Genomic DNA, 17,000 nt, shown 5'->3' on the forward strand with positions numbered 1-17,000 from the left:
CAACGCGGCGAGGGTTAGCGCAGGCGCTTGAGCGACGCAAGTCTAACGTGGCAAAGTTTGGGCATAAGTGACTGATTGCGCCCTTTTCCACCGCGCTCCAGGCAAGTGTCAGCAGCCTGCGGCCTGCGGCTGGTCCTCGCGGGCATCTGCGCCTAGCATCGACAAAGGTCGGGGGAAAGCAGGCTTGATGCAAACACTTACCAATCTACAGGCGCGCCGCATCGCACTTCTGGCGCAGGGTTTCGGTGATCCTGAGCCAAAGGAGGTCGGGCGCGCGCAGCTCTTGAAGACACTCAGGCGAATCGGACTTTTCCAGATCGACTCGGTCAATGTCGCCGTGCGCGCGCATTACATGCCGCTCTATTCCAGGATGGGCGCCTACCGACAGGAGTTGCTGGAGCGCGTGAGCGGGCGCAGGCCGCGCGGCGCATTCGAATATTGGGCGCATGAAGCCTCGCTGTTGCCGGTCGAGGATCAGCCGCTGTTTCGGTGGAGGATGGAAAGGGCGCGCCGAGGGGTCGGGATCTATAGTGGCCTTGCGCGTTTCGGGCGGGAGAAGCAGGCGTTCATCCGCAGCGTTCTTGACCGCGTTGCAGATGATGGTCCCCTCACCTGTTCGGCCATCGAAGGGCACAAGGGACAAGCCGGTTGGTGGGAATGGTCTGACGCCAAGAGAGCGCTTGAATGGCTGTTCTGGGCCGGCCTCGTCACCACGCATTCGCGCGGCGCAAATTTCGAGCGCGTCTATGATTTGCCCGAGCGGGTGCTGCCCGAGCGGGTCCTGGATGCTCCCACACCTCACGAGGCCGATGCACAGCGCATGCTTGTCGCAAATGCTGCCCGAGCACTTGGCATTGCGACCCAGTCGGACCTGCGCGACTACTACCGGCTCGCACCGGCAGACGCCTATCCGCGAATCAACGAGCTGGTGGAAGACGGTGTGCTGGAGCCGGTAGCCGTAAGAGGCTGGCGCAACATCGCCTATCTGCACCGCGACGCGCGAAAGCCTCGTCCCGTGCGCGCCAGTGCGCTTCTCGCGCCGTTCGACCCGCTGATATGGGAACGAACGCGCGCCGAGCGGATCTTTGGCTTTCGCTACCGCATCGAGATCTACACGCCTGCCCACAAGCGACAGCACGGATATTATGTCTATCCGTTTCTGCTGGGTGAAAAGCTTGCTGCGCGCGTCGATTTGAAAGCGGATCGCAAGGCGGGGATGCTGCTGGTTCAAAACGCCACGCTTGAGGAAGCCCAGGCCAGCGGGGAAACTGCACATGCGCTCGCGGCACGTCTGTCGAACATGGCGTCATGGCTGGGACTAAATGGCGTGATCGTCCGCAGCGAGGGCTATTTCAGTGCCGATGTCACCCGGTCCCTCTCCCAGACATAGGAAACCGGGCACAACGAGGTGCCCGGTCATGAGAAATTTCGATTCGGATCAGGCGCTTATTCCGCCTTCTTCAACTGGCCTGGAGCGCAATCACGAGCGTGGTCGACATCGCCCATCTTCTGGGCCTGTCCCGGCGCAACCTCGCCAGCCGGGTTTTTTACCGCATCGTCGCAAACCGAAGCCGTGGTTTCGTCACTGATTTCACCGTCCAGATTGGCATCGGCATCGGCGGTCGTTTCGCCATCCGCGTTCAGATCTGCGTCACCCTCGGTAGCGACATCGGCATCGGCCTCTGCATCCACGTCCGCATCGGCATCAGCGTTCAGATCATCATCAGCAGAGGTGCCGGTGCCGCCTGCATCTGCGTCAGCCGTGGCATCGGTCGAGCCGTCTGCCGTAGCGCCAGTCGAGCCACCGGACGTGCCAGCGGTTGCGGTCCCGTCATTATTGACGGTTGAACCGCCAGTTGCCGAACCACCGGCTGCCATCTGCTGCATGACAAGCTGGGTTAGCTCTTGCGAGCCGGTCGTGGCGGTGCAGTTGGCATCACCGGTGGACAGCTGGGCCGACAGAACATTCACGTTCACATCACACACATTGGCTGCAACATTGACCGGCACCTGAACCGTCACAGGAATGTTGTTGTCTTCAACGTTGAGATCAACAGCGATGTCCTGCAGCACGTCCTGGATATTCACATTGACCAGACCTTCAAGCGAGGGCGTCGTCTGGGCGGTGGCAAGACCGGTGGAAAGGCCAAGGGCAGCGATCGAGAGAGCAAGGCGTTTCATGAGTACCTCCTTTTGAAACTGGCTCGTGCCCCGTCGAACATCCCCGTTCGGCAGAATGTTCCTGCAGTGGAATGACGATATTTTTAGCTGGGTAATGAAGCGTGCAGGAGGATGAGCAGCGGGAACCGATGAGGCACGTTTGCCGTTTGGCCGGCATGGCAGAAGATGATCCGCACAGCATCAACGACATATTGGATCGCCTTCACGAGACGGCGGAGGACGAGAAAAAGGTCAGCATCGGACAGATGATGGACGCCTTCGGGCATCGCTCATACGGGCCGTTTCTGATCGTGCCTCCCCTCATCGAGTTTTCGCCTCTCGGCGCAATTCCAGGGGTGCCCACCTTCCTGGCCTTCATCGTGTTCATGTTCGCAGTCCAGATACTCATTGGAAAGAAGCATTTCTGGCTGCCGGACTTCGTGCTCAAGCGCGAGATTTCTGCCGACAAGCTGGACAAGGGCACCAGAAAGGCGCGGTCGACCGCGAACTTTCTCGACCGTCATTTTCACGGGCGGATGCGCTGGCTGACGACCAAACCATTCATACGGGTGGCGGCGGCCATCACTATGTTGCTCACCCTGGCAGTTCCGCCCCTGGAACTCCTCCCCTTCGCAAGCACGGGCCCCATGCTCGCCATAGCCACACTCGGTCTGGCGCTTCTGGTACGCGACGGCATGCTGATGATTCTTGCTTCGCTCATCGCCATTGCAGCCGTGGGTGCAGGCCTCTGGTTCTTCGTCGGCGGCTGACGCCTCAGTGGAAGAAGAGATGTGGGCAAAACGAAAGAAGCCCCCGCAGGGGCTGTCTTTTCGAAAGCTGCTGACTTCTGAGAGAAAGCGGTAGCCACTTCACCGTGGTGGGAAGTGGCGCGAGTGACGGGGCTCGAACCCGCGACCTCCGGCGTGACAGGCCGGCACTCTAACCAACTGAGCTACACCCGCTTTTCGTTGGGCCGAAGCAGTGCGCCCCGGCGTTGTGGCGCTGAATTAGGGGGTATTCGTTCGACTGTCAAGCAGGTGAAACGCACTTTGCCGAATGATTTTTCAACAGGCCGAAAATCAACGCAAAATTCCACAATGGGGCTTGCGATAATTCACAGAACCGCCTAAACGGACGGCCTTGCCAACGCGCACTCGGCGCGGGGCCGCAAGGGCGATTAGCTCAGTTGGTAGAGCGCTTCGTTTACACCGAAGATGTCGGGAGTTCGAGTCTCTCATCGCCCACCATTCCCTGATTTGCATTCACCAATCGAATCCGCTGCTGCGAGCGGCAGGCTTTCCGCGCCGTTTTCATCTGCATGCAAATTGACCGCACATGCTGTTTTGCACATGCGGCCTGCTTCGCACGGTTTGATGGGCTGCGGCTGGCTCTAGTTGCCCCAACGCAGGGCGAGAATGTCCAGCTCGCGTGCCAATGAGACGAGACGCTCTTTCGTGCGTGCGCTCATCGGGCGCAGGGGATGGCGCACATGATCGGAGCCGATCACGCCGCCTTCCTTGAAGATGGTCTTGCAGGCGCGCAGACCGCATTGGCGATTCTCATGATTAATGAGCGGCAGACAGGCCTGCCAATGTTCTAGCGCTGCAGCCTTGTCGCCTGCCAGATAGCTGGTCACGATGGGCTTTATCTTGTCTGGGAACATACCCGAGGTCATCGTGCCGGTGCAGCCGGCATCCAGATCGGCCAGAAGCGTCACGGCTTCTTCACCATCGAAAGGCCCCACTACATGCTCACCGGCAGCCTCGATGAGGGCGGCCAACTTGTCGGCAGCGAAGGGGCATTCGATTTTGAAATAGCTGACCTGCTCGATCTCGCGTGCCATGCGTGCAAGCAGGGGGACCGGCAGGTTCACCCCGGAAATCGGTGCATCCTGCACCATGATGGGAATGGAAACGGCGTCGCTCACGGCACCGAAATGCTCCATGATGGCTTCGTCGTCAGCCTTGAGGCCCGTCCCGTGATAGGGCGGCATCATCATGAGCATCGAGGCGCCCTGTGCCTCGGCTTCGCGCGCACGCGCGACAGCGATATTGGTGGAGAAATGGCTCGTGGTCACGATGACCGGCACGCGACCGCCCACATGCTCCAGACTGAGGCGGGTCAGAACCGCCCTCTCCTCGTCCGAAAGCACGAATTGCTCGGAGTAGTTGGCCAAGATGCAGATCGCATCGGAGCCCTGGTCAATCATGCAGTCGAGAACCCGGCGCATGCCTTCTTCATCGACACGTCCATCATCATGAAAAGGTGTGGGCGCGACGGGAAGAATGCCGGTCAGTGGCGTTTGCATCAAAATGCCTTTCGGAAATTACCAGTGAAATGGTGCGACGGTCACGCGTTTGCCAAGGGTGAAGGCGTCTGCGACGTGGCGCATGGGTGCGAGATCGACTTCGATCGCACCGGTGGGGATGAGTTCGGCGAATCGCGCGTAAAGGCGCGGATATTCCGCATCACCGCCCGAAGCCTTCTCCTTGCCGTCGATGAGAAGGCGTGCGCCGCCCTCACGCAGCAGCATGGCGCCGCCATCCGTGTCGATCTCGATGTCCCAGAGAGGGCTTCCCTCTTCAAGCCAGTCGAACTCAGCGGTGATCGGGATATTTGTCGGCGCGCGGAAACGCAGGCTGGCCGCTATGGGTGTGTTCCGGTTCTCGGGGAATGACAATTCAGCGCTGGCCAGATGTATCGGGAAGGGCAGGATCTCGGTGAGTACTGACAGGCCATTGATCCCGGGATCGAACACACCCACGCCACCGGCCTCCCAGATCCATTCCTGACCGGGATGCCAATAGCGGACATCTTCCTTCCAATTGATTCTGATCGCGTCGATCCTGCGGCCGGCCAGCCATTCGCGCGCCGCATCGACCGCGGCCGCATGGCGGGAATGCCATGTGGCATAGAGGCTTACGTTCTTCGACCTGGCCAGTTCGACAAGATCATGAACCTCCGACAAAGTGGCACCAGGTGGTTTTTCCAGCATGACATGGCGACCGGCCTTGAGTGCCAGGCGCGCATCTGCGTAACGCGCCTGCGGTGGCGTGCACAGGGATATGCAGGTGATGCCCGGTTCGGCGTCAAGAAGCTCGGCAAGGGTCCGGTAGGCGCGGGTCCCCGAAATTTCCGCATTGCGACTGGCAGTGGCGGCGAGTTCGAAGGACTGGCTGCGCTCAATGGCCGGCACATGCTGGTCCCGTGCAATCTTGCCAACGCCGACAATCGCGACCTTGTGTGTCTTTGCAGCCATCACTCAGCCCCGCTTCTGCTTGTTGTAGACGTCGAAGATCACGGCAGCGAGCAGCACGAGGCCCTTGATGACCTGCTGATAGTCGATGCCGATGCCCATGATCGACATGCCGTTGTTCATCACACCCATGATGAAGGCACCGACGACCGCGCCGACGATCTTGCCAACGCCGCCGGACATGGAAGCGCCGCCGATAAAGACGGCTGCGATCACGTCGAGTTCGAGCGCGAAGCCGGCCTTGGGCGTCGCCGTGTTCAGCCGCGCCGCAAAGATGAGGCCCGCCAGCGCGGCGAGGAAGCCCATATTGACGAAAGTCAGGAAGGTCAGCCGCTCGGCGGGTATGCCTGAGAGTTTTGCAGCCTTCTTGTTGCCGCCAATGGCGTAGATTCGACGGCCCAGCGTGGAACGTTCGGTGATGAAGGCGTAGATGATGGTCAGGATGCCCATGGTGATGAGCACATTGGGCAGCCCGCGGAAGGTGGAGAGCTTGTAGATCAGGAACATGAATGCGCCGGCAATGATGACATTGCGCGCGATGAAGAAGCTCTTCGGTTCGTCCTCGATGCCATAGGCCTCATTGCGCTGACGCTTGCGCAGTCCAAGCCAGATGATGCAAGCCACCACAGCACCGCCGACCGCCATGGCAAAGCCGTTCATGCGCTTGTCGCCGGTAACAGTCTTGATGCCGTCGCCGATGAAGGGCAGGAAATCGGGTATGAAGCCCGTTGAGAGCGCCTGAAATTCACGTGGGAACGGGCCGACCGACTGGCCTTCGAGCAGCCAGAGCGAAAGGCCGCGAAAGACCAGCATGCCGGCAAGCGTGACGATGAAGGAGGGAATGCTCCAATAGGCGACCCAATAGCCCTGGGCTGCACCGATGAGCGTTCCCATCAGGAGGCAGGCGGGGATCGCGATCCACAGGGACACGTCCCATTGCACGATCATCACGGCGGCCAGCGCGCCTATGAACCCCATGACCGAACCGACCGACAGGTCGATGTGGCCACAGACGATGACGATCAGCATGCCGAGCGCCATGATGATGATGTAGCTGTTCTGCAGGAACAGATTGGTGATGTTGACCGGGCGCAGCAATGTTCCGTCGGTCACGATCTGGAAGAAGACCATGATCGCGATCAGGGCGAAAAGCAGCCCGTATTCGCGGATATGTGAAGTCAGATAGCTGCCCCAGCTACGGGTGGCGGTTGCATTCGCGGTCACTGTCTCGGACATCGCGTCATTCTCCCTAATGCGTGACGATGAGCGACATGATCCGCTCCTGGCTTGCTTCATCGGCGGAAAGCTCGCCGACGAACGCGCCCTCGTTCATCACGTAGATGCGGTCACACATGCCCAGAAGTTCAGGCATTTCAGAGCTGATCATCACGACCCCTCGCCCTTCGGCAGCCAGTTCATTGATCAGCGTGTAGATTTCATATTTCGCGCCGACATCGATGCCGCGCGTCGGCTCGTCGAGAATCAGCACTTCAGGATTGGCGAAAAGCCACTTGGACAGGACGACCTTCTGCTGGTTGCCACCCGACAGATTGCCGACCTTCTGGAAGACGTGCGGCGTGCGGATATTCATCGCCTTGCGGTATTTTTCCGCCACACTCACTTCTTCCTCGGGCTGGATGACGCCGTTGCGTGCCACAGCGGGAAGATTGGCAAGCGTGGTGTTGCGCACGATCTCGTCATCGAGAACCAGACCGAGGCCCTTGCGGTCCTCGGTGACATAGGCGAGGCCTGCATCAATGGCGCGTCCGACGGTCGACACATCGACGGGTTCACCCTTGACGCGCACGGTGCCCGTGTGGTTGCGGCCATAGCTGCGCCCAAACAGGCTCATTGCAAGCTCGGTGCGCCCTGCCCCCATCAGGCCTGCTATTCCGACCACCTCGCCGGCATCGACATGGAAGCTGACATCGCGGACGGCCTGGCGCTCGGCATGTTCGGGATGCGTCACGGTCCAGTTGTCGACTTCGAGCAGGCGCTCATCGCGGGGGCGGCGCGTGCGTGCGGGATAGCGGTTTTCCAGGCTGCGCCCGACCATGTCGCGCACGATGATCTCCTCGGAGAGATCACGCCCTCGCGCATCATGGGTCGCAACCGTCGCGCCGTCTCGAATGACTGTGACCGTGTCGGCAACGCGACGGACCTCGTTGAGCTTGTGGCTGATGATGATCGAGGTGACGCCCTGCGCCTTCAATTCGAGAATGAGATCCAGCAGTGTCTGGCTGTCCGATTCCGACAAGGCAGCCGTCGGTTCGTCCAGGATGAGAAGACGCACATCCTTGGACAAGGCCTTGGCGATTTCGACGAGCTGCTGTTTGCCGACACCCAGATCGTCCACCAGTGTCTGTGGCGGTTCGCTCAAGCCCACTTTCTTCAACAGGCCTTCGGTGCGGCGGTAGGTTTCCTGCCAGCTGATAACACCGTTGGTTGCGCATTCATTCCCCAGAAACAGATTCTCGGCAATGGACAGCAACGGAACCAGAGCAAGCTCCTGATGGATGATGATGATGCCGGCCTTTTCGCTGTCATTCACCCCGTGAAAGCGGCAGACGTCACCGTCGAAGATGATCTCGCCCTCATATTCCCCGTGAGGATAGACACCGGACAGCACTTTCATCAGCGTCGACTTGCCGGCACCGTTTTCGCCGACCAGCGCGTGGATTTCGCCCTCCTCAACGGACAGCGAGACATTGTCGAGCGCACGAACGCCTGGAAAGGTTTTCGTGATCGACCGCATTTCTAGCAGTACGGACATGGGTGTTGTTCTTTCCGGCGAACCCGGGCAGAGCCGCCGGCTCCGCCCGTGTTGCGCTGTTCACGCCTACTCGATTTCGGATTTCTCGTAGTAACCGGAGCCAACCAGGATCTCTTCCCAATTGCTCTTGTCCACGGAAACCGGCTCGAGAAGATAGGAGGGAACAACCTTCACGCCGTTGTCGTAGGTCTCGGTATCGTTGATTTCAGGCTCACCGCCCGCGAGCAACGCCTCAACCATTCCAACCGTGACACGGGCCAGTTCTCGGGTGTCCTTGAACACGGTCGAATACTGTTCGTCAGCCAGGATCGACTTTACGGACTGCACTTCCGCATCCTGACCGGTCACGATCGGCATCTGCGTGTCGCCGGAACCGTAGCCCACGCCCTTCAGCGAGGAGAGGATACCGATGGAAAGACCATCATAGGGCGAAAGCACGCCATGAACGGTGTCATCGGTGTAGTGAGCGGAAAGAAGATTATCCATGCGCGCCTGAGCGACCGCACCGTCCCAACGCAACGTGCCGACAGTATCCATGCCCATCTGGCCGGACTTGATCTCGATCTTGCCCTCGTCGATCAGCGGCTGAAGAACCGACATCGCACCATCATAGAAGAAGTATGCGTTGTTATCGTCCGGTGAGCCGCCGAAAAGTTCGACATTCCAGGGCGATACATCCGGGAAGCGTTCTTCGAGACCTTTGACAAGCGATGTCGCCTGCTGAACGCCGACCTTGAAGTTGTCGAAGGTCGCGTAATAGCTGACATCGCCGGAATCACGGATCAGGCGGTCATAGGCGATCACCGGAATGTCGAGAGCAGCGGCATTGGCGAGCGCATTCGACAAAGTGGTGCCATCGATGGCCGCAATCACGAGAGCATCAACCTCCTTGGTGATCATGTTCTCGATCTGGGCGAGCTGATTGGGGATATCGTCTTCGGCATATTGGAGATCGGTTTCGTAACCGGCTTCCTCGAACTGCTTGACCATGGACTCACCGTCCGAGATCCAGCGAGCAGAGGACTTTGTCGGCATGGCGATGCCGATCGTACCCTTGTCCTGCGCCAGAGCGGATGGCGCACCAAGGCACGCCACCATGACCAGGGCCGTGAGCCCTGCGGTGAACTTTTTCATAATTTCCTCCCTGCGGCGAAAGCGAGCCGCGACCAGTACCCTGTGTCTCTACGACACAAGACAATCTATGCGCACAGCCACTTATCGTTCAAATAATATCTTGTAGGGTTCTCATATCAATTTTGATATGGTCTTTGACATGCAGCATCTCGCCTCTCGCCTCAGCCTCAAACATCTGCGTCTCGTTACTGCCATTGCCGAGACACGCCAGCTGTCACTTGCCGCCGATGCATTGGCGATCACGCAGCCAGCTGCATCGCGCAGCCTGAGCGAGCTCGAGACCCTGGTCGGCCGCCCTTTGTTCGACAGGCATCCCAAGGGCATGGAACCCACCCCTGCTGGCGAGATCCTGATCAGGAACGCGAAGATCTGCCTCGGTCAGATGGCCGCGGCCACAGCCGAACTGGAGGCATTGCATGGAGGTCTGGCCGGCACCGTGCGGGTGGGCGCCGTCACCGGTCCGGCCGTTCGCTTCGTGGTCCCTGCACTGCAAAAGCTGAAGGCAGAAGCGCAGCGGACCGAAGTTTCAGTCAATGTGGCGCCAAGTTCGGAACTCGTGGATAGTCTCTTGCGCGGCGACTACGATCTGGTGCTGGCACGCGTGCCGCCCTATGTCGATGCGCGCCGTCTGGATGTGCGTCGTGGGCGCGTGGAGGTCGTGCGGTATCTGACCCGCACCGGACATCCGCTGCAGAGCCGTCCGCGCGTCACCTATATCGATCTCGCCAATCTGACCTGGATCATACAGGCGCGAGGCATGCCGATCCGTGAAGGTGTCGAACAGGCCTTCATCAACCGCGGCCTGCCCGTGCCGAAAGACAGCATCGATACCGCGTCCCTGCTGGTGGCGCTCAGCTATCTGAGAGAATCCGACGCGGTGGCAGCCATGACGGAGGAAGTCGCTGAACTGGTGGCAAAAACGGGCAATGGCGAAATCCGCGAACTTCCCTTCAAGGAAACGCTCATCCTCACGCCCTACCAGCTCATCATGCGAAAGGGGGTCCCGCTCAGCCCGATATGCAGCCGCTTCCGGGACCTTCTGATCGCAGAGCTTTCGCCCAGGGGATAGGCGAAAGCCCTCAATTCGCAGCTTCGGATCAGGCCACCTTGCCACGGATGGGGTAATCGTTCTTTGCGATGAAATCGAGCCCGCTCAGCAGATCATCCAGCATCGGCCGGGCGAAAGGCACCGTCTGATAATAAAGTGCGTAGATCGTGTCGTCGGGATAGAGTACGGCGATGCCCGGTTCGCTGAACAGATCAGGCTCCGCATCCTTTTCCTTCCGTGAGAGATACAGACCCCAATTCAGCGCATCCTCGCGGCTCATCTCGTAGCCGATACGCAAATTGCCAATATTCCAGTCCTGGCGCTGCCTGCGCGCACGTTCTTCGCTGTCCATGGAGATGGCAGCAACTTCTATGCCCTGTTTCCTGAACTCCTCCACACGCTCATTCAGCTCTTCAAGCTGATCCTTGCACTTGGGACAGTGCACACCCCGATAGAAGAAGAGCAGCTTGAAGTTTTTCGGCTCCATCTGAGCAATGGAAAACGGGTGATCGGCGTTCAGCGATTTCACGTCCAGCGCGGGTGCCGTGCTGCCAGGCAGAATTGGCTTGTTCATGTTCAAACTCCTTGGGAAACGTTGTGCCGGTAAACCGACAGGCAGCGAGAGCGTTCCTGCACGACAGATCACGTTTGTTTGAGCATTCACTCAAATAGCGGGGAACGGTTCACTTCTGTTGATGGTCAAAAAACTGAAACAGTTGTGACATGGAACTGTAACAGGACAAGCCTAACTCCCAAGCCGCGAGATTACTCAGCGCAACCCCTTTGGGAGACATTTGATGAAAACGAAGCTTTTCTTGTCGGTCGGTGCCGTTCTTGGCGCCCTCACCGCTCCGGCTCATGCCGAAACCGAAATCACCTGGTGGCACGGCATGGGCGGTGCGCTCGGCGAGACCGTGAACAAGATCGCCGCCGACTTCAACGAAAGCCAGGACGAGTACAAGATCACGCCTGTCTTCAAGGGTACCTATGAAGAGACTCTGACGGCTGCCATTGCTGCTTTCCGTGCCGGCGAACAGCCGAACATCGTTCAGGTCTTCGATGCCGGTGCTGCTACCGTGATCGGCGCCAAGGGTGCGGTCGTGCCGGTTGAGGACCTCCTCAACGAGAACGGTGTCGAGTTCAACATTGAAGACTACATCGCCGGCGTTCGCTACTTCTATGCCGATTCCGACGGCAAGATGATCGGCATGCCGTTCAACTCCTCGACCCCGATCCTCTATTACAATGTAGAGGCGATGGAAAAGGCCGGCGTCACGCCGCCCAAGACCTGGGAAGAGTTCGAGAACGTTACCGCTCCTGCCCTGAAGGAAGCCGGTTACACGCCGCTGACCCAGTCGCACATGCCGTGGATCTTCACGGAGAACTTCTTCTCCCGTCACAACCTGCCATTCGCCACCGAGAACAACGGCTATGACAGCGTCAATGTGTCGATCAATGCCGATGCGCCTGAACTGAAGGCGCACTTCGAGAGCTTCAAGAACTGGATCGACAATGATCTGGCCGCTTTCTACGGCGCTGCATGGGACGACAATGCCAAGCCTTTCGAGGCTGGTGAAGTTGCCATGTGGCTCGGCTCGTCCGGCTCCTTCGGCGGCCTTGTCCAGAAAGCAGACTTCGACTTCTCCGCCACCTACCTGCCCTATTGGGAGAAGGTGACGAAAGAGCCGACGCAGACCTTTATCGGCGGTGCCGCTCTCTTTGCGATGTCGGGCCACTCGGATGAAGAGAACAAGGCTGCTGCCGAGTTCTTCCGCTACCTGACCTCGCCTGAGGTTCAGTATATGTGGCACCGCGAGACCGGCTATGTGCCGATCACGGAAGCTGCTTACGAACTCGCCAAGGAAGACGGCCACTACGAGAAGTTCCCGGCTGCCGAAATCGGTATCCAGCAGCTTCAGCTGCCTGCCGGTGACAACACCAAGGGCTATCGCATGGGCTTCTACGTCCAGATCCGTGACGTGATGAACCGCGAATACACGCGCTACCTGAACGGCGAAACCTCGCTCGATGACGCTTTCGCGACCATCAAGAAGGAAGCCGATGCGCTTCTCGAGCGCTTTGCGCAGACGCAGGGCGGTCAGGGCTAACGCCGCCACTCATCTGAGACAGGCGGCCATCCGGTCGCCTGTCTTGCCGCATCGGGCGGCATGTTCTTCCACATTCCAGATGCGAGTTGATCCGTGAAGCGCTCACAGTTTTCGCACAAATCGCTGCCGATCCTGCTGCTTGTGCCGCAGCTCATTATCATCGGCGTGTTCTTCTACTGGCCGGCCTGGCGCGCGCTCCACTCATCCTTCTATCTCGAAGATCCGTTCGGGTTCGGCTCGCAATTTGTCGGCATGGCCAATTACACGCGGCTGTTCACATCGGCCGAATATATGAAGGTCGCCCGCTTCACGCTCTTTTTCACGGCGCTTGTCACCTTCCTTGCGCTCGCCATTTCACTGTTGCTTGCAGTCAAGGCTGACAAGGTCATCCGTGGCGCGAAGACATATCGCACGCTACTGATGTGGGTTTACGCCGTGGCACCGCCGGTTGCGGGCCTGGTTGGCGTGATGCTGTTTGACCAGAATATCGGCATCATCACCGAGTTCTTCGCCTTTCTCGGCTACGACTACCGGCTGGGTGTCAGCTATGCCGATACCGCGCTGGCCATGATCGTCGTGTCCGTCTGGATCCAGATCCCCGTCAATTTCATCTTCTTCCTGTCAGGACTGCAATCCATTCCGCGCCATGTGCGTGAAGCGGCGATGATCGACAATCCTTCAGGCTTCCGCCGCTTCTGGGAAGTCACCTTCCCGCTGCTTGCGCCAACGACGTTCTTTCTCGTCGTCATCAACATCACCTATTCGCTGTTCGACACATTCGGCGTCATCGACACGCTGGTGAAGAACAACCCCGCCTCCAATCCGATGACGCTTGTCTACAAGGTCTTTGTCGATGGCTTTCGCGGCAATGATATTGGCGGATCCTCGGCACAGTCTGTGGTGCTGATGGTGCTTGTGCTTGCCCTGACAATCTTCCAGTTCCGCCTGCTCGAGCGGCGGATTCACTACGCTTGAGGAGGTCGTGATGGCCGTTGCAGACAGTTATCTCTCCGTCTCACAGACCGCTGAACCGGCACGCCAAAAGCGGCGCAGCGTGAAGCTATCAACCATTGCAGACCATGCGATCCTGATTGCCGGTGCGCTTTTCATGCTGGTGCCGGTCTATCTGGCGCTAACCACCGCCAGTCATGATGCCGTACATATCCAGCGCGAGGGGCTATCCTTCGGCTTCGGTGACGATCTGGTGAAGAATTTCGATGCAGCGCTATTCGCCGAAGGCGGCTTTACCGGTGCCATTACCGGCACGACGATGCTGATGAATTCATTCATTCTGGGCGTGGGTTTCGCCGTCGGCAAGATCGTGCTGTCGATGATCGCAGCCTATGCGATCGTCTATTTCCGCCTGCGCTTTGCGACATTCGCCTTCTGGGCCATCTTCACGACGATCCTCCTGCCGCTGGAGGTACGTATCGTTCCCTCATATGAGGTCATCCAGGGGATCGGCCTGACCAACACCTATACGGGCCTGATCGTGCCACTTCTGGCTTCTGCGACCGGCACCTTCTTTTTCCGTCAGTTCTTCCTTTCGGTGCCCGACGAACTGGTTGAGGCCGCGCGGATCGATGGCGCGGGACCGGTGAAGTTCTTCATCGACATTCTCGTGCCGCTGTCGCGCACCATGATCGCGGCCATCTTCATCATCATGTTTGTCTATGGCTGGAACCAGTATCTCTGGCCGACCCTCATCACCACTGAAGAAGGCCTGTTCACGCTGGTGCGTGGCATCCGGCAGATCATCCAGGCCATGGCCGAAGGCTCACAGATCCCGGAATACGGACGCATGATGGCGCTTGCGATCATCGCAATGCTGCCGCCGGTGGCCATCGTCATCCTGTTCCAGAGCTGGTTCGTAAAGGGCCTTGTCGAGTCCGAGAAATAAGAAAGCACCGACCAATGGCGAAAGTCAGCGTAAGCAATCTCTCCAAGACCTATGGCAAGGGTACCCAGGCGGTCAAACCCTGCAGCTTCCACATCAATGACGGCGAGTTCGTCGTTCTCGTCGGCCCGTCGGGTTGCGGAAAATCCACGCTATTGCGCATGATTGCGGGACTGGAGGATATCACCAGCGGGGAGCTTCGCATCGGTGACCGCGTGGTCAATGACCTTGATCCCGCCGAGCGCGACATCGCGATGGTGTTCCAGAACTATGCGCTCTATCCGCATATGACTGTTGCCAGAAACATCGCCTATGGCTTGAAAAATCGCGGTACACCAGCGCCTGTGATCGAACAGAAGGTGCGCGAGGCCGCGGAGATCCTCAATCTCACCGAATATCTTGATCGCAAGCCGGGGCAGCTTTCAGGCGGTCAGCGTCAGCGTGTTGCCATGGGACGTGCCATCGTGCGCGATCCGGCCCTCTTCCTTTTCGACGAGCCTCTTTCAAATCTGGATGCCAAGCTGCGCAACCAGATGCGCATCGAAATCCGCAAGCTACAGCGCCGGCTTGGCGTGACCTCCATCTATGTTACCCACGACCAGGTGGAAGCCATGACCATGGCCGACCGCATCTTCGTGCTGAATGACGGGCGCATCGAGCAGGTCGGCACTCCGGCCGAAATCTATCACAGGCCCGCATCCACATTCGTGGCAAGCTTCATGGGTGCGCCGCCGATGAACCTGCTGCCGGGCGACTATAATGGCAATGGCTCGGTGCGCCTTGATGATCAGACCGCGATCAAGATCGGACAGCCCGCCAATCACAAGGGCGCGGTTAAGCTCGGGATACGTCCGGAAGATATCACGATCGCCTCACCCAATGATGGCATACCCTTCCAGATCGACGTGGTGGAGGAGCTTGGCGCGAACCGCCTACTTCATGGCAGTCTGGCCGGCCATCCCTTCACCGTCAGCGTGGGCAAGGAATCGGCTGCAGCACCGGGCGTCGCCGGCCTGCGCATCGATCCCGCTGCCATTCATCTGTTCCATGCGGAAGAAGGACGGCGGTTATGACACCGGTTGTTGGCAAACTGCCCGACGTGACGGCGGCACAAAGGCGACGCATCTTCGACGCGCCGCGGACCCCCGAAGCGCATCGCGCGCTTTTGGCAGAAGTGGATGCGATGAATGTCCTGCAGAGCGGTGGTGCAGGCACCCTCGCCTTTCTGCCGACCAGCTTCACCGTGGCAGCCTGGAATGTCGAGCGCTGCCTCTTCCCCGAGCGCAGTGCGGCCCACCTGCTGTCTTTCAAGCCGCAGCTCGTGCTCCTGTCGGAGATGGACAACGGCATGGCCCGCACCGGCCAGCGCGACACGACCGCGGCCATGGCAGAGGCGCTTGGCATGTATTTTGTCTATGGCGTCGAGTTCCATGAACTTGATCTGGGCGGTGAAACGGAGCGCAGATATTGCGAGGATGATTTCAACGCCCATGGCTGGCATGGCAATGCCATTCTCTCCGCAGTGCCTTTCGAGCGGGTCGAACTGATCAGGCTCGACGATTGCGGCCACTGGTTCTGCAGCGACAAGGCAGATCCGAAACAACCGCGGGTCGGCGGGCGCATGGCGGTGGCTGCGGTGGTTCCCACTGAAGCTGGGTCGATCTGCGTAGTCTCAACACATCTGGAGAGCAATGCGGATGCAGCCTATCGACATCAGCAGTTTGAGCAATTGCTCAACGCGCTGGATGACTTTGCACCCGACATGCCGGTCCTTATCGGGGGCGACCTGAACACCGGCAATCACCTCCCACCCGACTATGACTGGCGCAAGGAGACGCTTTTTGCGATGGCGCAAGCGCGCGGCTATGACTGGGGTCTTACGCCCGAAGGCATCACGACGCGCGCAAGCCTCATCAGTCCGCATGAGAACCGCAAGATGAAGCTCGACTGGTTCGCGGCTCGCGGTTTGGGTGGCAGGCCCAACAATCTGCTGCCATCGCTTGATACGGACGGCACACCGCTGTCGGACCATAAATGTGTGATGGCAGATGTGGTTGTCGGGGAAACTATCTCGAAAGAAAAAGAAGCGGCCGAACTGGCAGGCGCAAAAGAATAGCAGCGCAGGTTTCACCACGCACCAGGCGTAACCGCATCTGGAATAGAAAAAGCCGGGCGTTCTGCCCGGCTTTTCCATTTGAAGGCTTTGTGCCTGCGATCAGTTGATCGCGTCCTTCAGACCCTTGCCGGCCGAGAACTTCGGCACGTTGCGAGCCGGAATGTCGACCTCTGCACCGGTCTGCGGGTTACGGCCCTTGGAGGCTTCACGACGCGACATGGAGAAGTTGCCAAAACCGACAAGTCGAACGTCTCCGCCCTTCTTGAGCTCATTGGTGATGACCTGGAAAACCGCATCGACTGCAGACTGGGCGTCACCCTTGGAAAGGTTCGCTTCTTCTGCGACGGCGGATACGAGTTCGTTCTTGTTCATAAAACTATAAACCCCTTCCTGATTACGACCGACGTTAAGACTCGCCGGTGAGGTGGGCAGTCTATTTAGAACGCATGCTGCAACCAAGCGAGAAATGCGCTCGAAACACCGCGAATCCCATGTTTTCCGCCGCTTT

At 59.0% G+C, this 17,000-nt stretch carries 16 protein-coding genes and 2 tRNA genes; 9 read left to right on the forward strand and 9 right to left on the reverse strand.

Going from position 1 to position 17,000, the window contains the following annotated elements; translation table 11 throughout:
* Nucleotides 1-187 precede the first annotated feature (187 nt).
* On the forward strand, nucleotides 188-1,390 hold the full coding sequence (locus tag EL18_RS07035) for a winged helix-turn-helix domain-containing protein (RefSeq protein WP_036481154.1): 1,203 nt from the start codon (nucleotides 188-190) through the stop codon (nucleotides 1,388-1,390).
* 56 nt (nucleotides 1,391-1,446) lie between these two features.
* On the opposite strand, the gene EL18_RS17270 is transcribed toward EL18_RS07035, so the two are convergent.
* On the reverse strand, nucleotides 1,447-2,181 hold the full coding sequence (locus EL18_RS17270; protein WP_051913846.1) for a hypothetical protein: 735 nt from the start codon (nucleotides 2,179-2,181) through the stop codon (nucleotides 1,447-1,449).
* 128 nt (nucleotides 2,182-2,309) lie between these two features.
* Between EL18_RS17270 and EL18_RS07045 the strand changes: the two genes are divergently transcribed.
* On the forward strand, nucleotides 2,310-2,930 hold the full coding sequence (locus EL18_RS07045) for an exopolysaccharide biosynthesis protein (RefSeq protein WP_200875504.1): 621 nt from the start codon (nucleotides 2,310-2,312) through the stop codon (nucleotides 2,928-2,930).
* 115 nt (nucleotides 2,931-3,045) lie between these two features.
* Here EL18_RS07045 and EL18_RS07050 read toward each other — a convergent pair.
* Nucleotides 3,046-3,122 (reverse strand) — tRNA-Asp (locus EL18_RS07050).
* 209 nt (nucleotides 3,123-3,331) lie between these two features.
* Here EL18_RS07050 and EL18_RS07055 point away from each other — a divergent pair.
* A tRNA-Val gene (locus EL18_RS07055) sits at nucleotides 3,332-3,407 on the forward strand.
* A gap of 143 nt (nucleotides 3,408-3,550) precedes the next feature.
* On the opposite strand, the gene EL18_RS07060 is transcribed toward EL18_RS07055, so the two are convergent.
* The 5 genes from EL18_RS07060 to chvE all read right to left on the reverse strand — a co-directional run bounded on the left by EL18_RS07060 (nucleotide 3,551) and on the right by chvE (nucleotide 9,323).
* Nucleotides 3,551-4,468 (reverse strand): dihydrodipicolinate synthase family protein, encoded by a 918-nt coding sequence (locus EL18_RS07060; protein ID WP_036481156.1) that lies wholly within the window; start codon nucleotides 4,466-4,468, stop codon nucleotides 3,551-3,553.
* Nucleotides 4,469-4,486: 18 nt separating this feature from the next.
* Nucleotides 4,487-5,419: a Gfo/Idh/MocA family protein gene (locus EL18_RS07065; protein ID WP_036481158.1), complete on the reverse strand. Its 933-nt coding sequence runs from the start codon at nucleotides 5,417-5,419 to the stop codon at nucleotides 4,487-4,489.
* 3 nt (nucleotides 5,420-5,422) lie between these two features.
* A complete protein-coding gene (gene mmsB / locus EL18_RS07070) occupies nucleotides 5,423-6,652 on the reverse strand; it encodes a multiple monosaccharide ABC transporter permease (RefSeq protein ID WP_036481160.1) in 1,230 nt (409 codons plus the stop codon).
* A gap of 13 nt (nucleotides 6,653-6,665) precedes the next feature.
* On the reverse strand, nucleotides 6,666-8,189 hold the full coding sequence (gene mmsA, locus EL18_RS07075) for a multiple monosaccharide ABC transporter ATP-binding protein (protein ID WP_036481165.1): 1,524 nt from the start codon (nucleotides 8,187-8,189) through the stop codon (nucleotides 6,666-6,668).
* A 66-nt stretch (nucleotides 8,190-8,255) separates the two neighbouring features.
* Complete coding sequence (chvE, locus tag EL18_RS07080) at nucleotides 8,256-9,323, reverse strand: multiple monosaccharide ABC transporter substrate-binding protein (protein ID WP_036481172.1); 1,068 nt, start codon at nucleotides 9,321-9,323, stop codon at nucleotides 8,256-8,258.
* 139 nt (nucleotides 9,324-9,462) lie between these two features.
* Between chvE and EL18_RS07085 the strand changes: the two genes are divergently transcribed.
* A complete protein-coding gene (locus tag EL18_RS07085) occupies nucleotides 9,463-10,392 on the forward strand; it encodes a LysR substrate-binding domain-containing protein (protein ID WP_036484194.1) in 930 nt (309 codons plus the stop codon).
* Nucleotides 10,393-10,420: 28 nt separating this feature from the next.
* Here EL18_RS07085 and EL18_RS07090 read toward each other — a convergent pair whose 3' ends face one another.
* Nucleotides 10,421-10,945 carry a redoxin domain-containing protein gene (locus EL18_RS07090; RefSeq protein ID WP_036481175.1) on the reverse strand — a complete coding sequence of 175 codons (525 nt, stop codon included), beginning with the start codon at nucleotides 10,943-10,945 and terminating at the stop codon, nucleotides 10,421-10,423.
* Nucleotides 10,946-11,168: 223 nt separating this feature from the next.
* Here EL18_RS07090 and EL18_RS07095 point away from each other — a divergent pair, with 223 nt between their 5' ends.
* The 5 genes from EL18_RS07095 to EL18_RS07115 all read left to right on the forward strand — a co-directional run bounded on the left by EL18_RS07095 (nucleotide 11,169) and on the right by EL18_RS07115 (nucleotide 16,492).
* The gene (locus EL18_RS07095) at nucleotides 11,169-12,479 is read left to right on the forward strand and encodes an extracellular solute-binding protein (RefSeq protein WP_036481177.1); all 1,311 of its coding nucleotides are present in this window, start codon (nucleotides 11,169-11,171) and stop codon (nucleotides 12,477-12,479) included.
* Nucleotides 12,480-12,572: 93 nt separating this feature from the next.
* On the forward strand, nucleotides 12,573-13,454 hold the full coding sequence (locus EL18_RS07100; protein ID WP_036481179.1) for an ABC transporter permease subunit: 882 nt from the start codon (nucleotides 12,573-12,575) through the stop codon (nucleotides 13,452-13,454).
* Between the two features lie 79 nt (nucleotides 13,455-13,533).
* Entirely contained in the window at nucleotides 13,534-14,379 is an 846-nt protein-coding gene (ugpE, locus tag EL18_RS07105) for a sn-glycerol-3-phosphate ABC transporter permease UgpE (RefSeq protein ID WP_036484196.1), read from the forward strand.
* Between the two features lie 14 nt (nucleotides 14,380-14,393).
* Nucleotides 14,394-15,449, forward strand: a complete 1,056-nt coding sequence (locus EL18_RS07110) for an ABC transporter ATP-binding protein (protein ID WP_036481181.1) — start codon at nucleotides 14,394-14,396, stop codon at nucleotides 15,447-15,449.
* Nucleotides 15,446-16,492, forward strand: a complete 1,047-nt coding sequence (locus EL18_RS07115; RefSeq protein ID WP_200875505.1) for an endonuclease/exonuclease/phosphatase family protein — start codon at nucleotides 15,446-15,448, stop codon at nucleotides 16,490-16,492. The genes EL18_RS07110 and EL18_RS07115 overlap by 4 nt, the downstream gene beginning before the upstream one ends.
* 99 nt (nucleotides 16,493-16,591) lie before the next feature.
* Here the strand turns inward: EL18_RS07115 and hupB are convergent, their stop codons facing one another.
* Nucleotides 16,592-16,864, reverse strand: a complete 273-nt coding sequence (gene hupB / locus EL18_RS07120) for a DNA-binding protein HupB (RefSeq protein ID WP_036481184.1) — start codon at nucleotides 16,862-16,864, stop codon at nucleotides 16,592-16,594.
* Between the last annotated feature and the right edge of the window lie 136 nt (nucleotides 16,865-17,000).

Origin of the sequence: Nitratireductor basaltis (assembly GCF_000733725.1) — a bacterium.
In the GTDB taxonomy this organism is placed as follows: Bacteria; Pseudomonadota; Alphaproteobacteria; order Rhizobiales; family Rhizobiaceae; genus Chelativorans; species Chelativorans basaltis.

Coding starts and splice junctions, on each gene's coding strand:
- EL18_RS17270 (WP_051913846.1), bottom strand. CDS start 2,181: ATGAAACGCCTTGCTCTCTCGATCGCTGCCCTTGGCCTTTCCACCGGT.
- hupB (WP_036481184.1), bottom strand. CDS start 16,864: ATGAACAAGAACGAACTCGTATCCGCCGTCGCAGAAGAAGCGAACCTT.
- EL18_RS07115 (WP_200875505.1), top strand. CDS start 15,446: ATGACACCGGTTGTTGGCAAACTGCCCGACGTGACGGCGGCACAAAGG.
- chvE (WP_036481172.1), bottom strand. CDS start 9,323: ATGAAAAAGTTCACCGCAGGGCTCACGGCCCTGGTCATGGTGGCGTGC.
- EL18_RS07085 (WP_036484194.1), top strand. CDS start 9,463: ATGCAGCATCTCGCCTCTCGCCTCAGCCTCAAACATCTGCGTCTCGTT.
- EL18_RS07045 (WP_200875504.1), top strand. CDS start 2,310: ATGAGGCACGTTTGCCGTTTGGCCGGCATGGCAGAAGATGATCCGCAC.
- EL18_RS07090 (WP_036481175.1), bottom strand. CDS start 10,945: ATGAACAAGCCAATTCTGCCTGGCAGCACGGCACCCGCGCTGGACGTG.
- mmsB (WP_036481160.1), bottom strand. CDS start 6,652: ATGTCCGAGACAGTGACCGCGAATGCAACCGCCACCCGTAGCTGGGGC.
- EL18_RS07060 (WP_036481156.1), bottom strand. CDS start 4,468: ATGCAAACGCCACTGACCGGCATTCTTCCCGTCGCGCCCACACCTTTT.
- EL18_RS07035 (WP_036481154.1), top strand. CDS start 188: ATGCAAACACTTACCAATCTACAGGCGCGCCGCATCGCACTTCTGGCG.
- EL18_RS07110 (WP_036481181.1), top strand. CDS start 14,394: ATGGCGAAAGTCAGCGTAAGCAATCTCTCCAAGACCTATGGCAAGGGT.
- EL18_RS07095 (WP_036481177.1), top strand. CDS start 11,169: ATGAAAACGAAGCTTTTCTTGTCGGTCGGTGCCGTTCTTGGCGCCCTC.
- EL18_RS07065 (WP_036481158.1), bottom strand. CDS start 5,419: ATGGCTGCAAAGACACACAAGGTCGCGATTGTCGGCGTTGGCAAGATT.
- mmsA (WP_036481165.1), bottom strand. CDS start 8,189: ATGTCCGTACTGCTAGAAATGCGGTCGATCACGAAAACCTTTCCAGGC.